This is a genomic window from Bradyrhizobium uaiense, from assembly GCF_010811875.1.
Lineage (GTDB): Bacteria > Pseudomonadota > Alphaproteobacteria > Rhizobiales > Xanthobacteraceae > Bradyrhizobium > Bradyrhizobium uaiense.
Genome location: NZ_VKHP01000575.1, coordinates 1 through 530, shown reverse-complemented (window position 1 = coordinate 530; position 530 = coordinate 1). Strand labels below are relative to the sequence as shown.

Here is a 530-nt window from a genome sequence, read left to right as displayed (position 1 = left end):
CTCGAGACCGGGCTGACCGGCCTCGACGAAATCGAGATCGAGGGGCTCGGCCGCGGCGACGACAAGAACGCGATCCGCGCCGCGCTCGGCACGCCGACGCCGAACCGCATCCTGCAGGTCGCGCAGGCGATGCGGCTCGGCTGGACCGACGAGGAGATATTCAACTCCTGCAAGATCGACCCCTGGTTCCTCGCGGAGATGCGCGCCATCGTCGAGATGGAGGACAAGGTCCGCAACAACGGCCTGCCGCCGAACGCGTTCGGAATGCGGATGCTGAAGGCGATGGGCTTCTCCGATGCGCGGCTCGCCGTGCTGACGGAGAGCACCGAGGCCGACGTCACCGCCAAGCGCCATGCGCTCGGGGTGCGCCCGGTGTTCAAGCGCATCGACACCTGCGCGGCGGAGTTCGCTTCGCCCACCGCCTACATGTATTCGACCTATGAGCGGCCGTTCGCCGGCGAGCTCGCCGACGAGAGCGCGCCGTCGGACCGCAAGAAGGTGATCATTCTCGGCGGCGGCCCGAACCGAAT

At 67.9% G+C, this 530-nt stretch carries 1 pseudogene; it reads left to right on the top strand.

The features are described from left to right. A pseudogene (locus FNJ47_RS46555) lies at positions 1-530 on the top strand (carbamoyl-phosphate synthase large subunit); the annotation flags it as partial.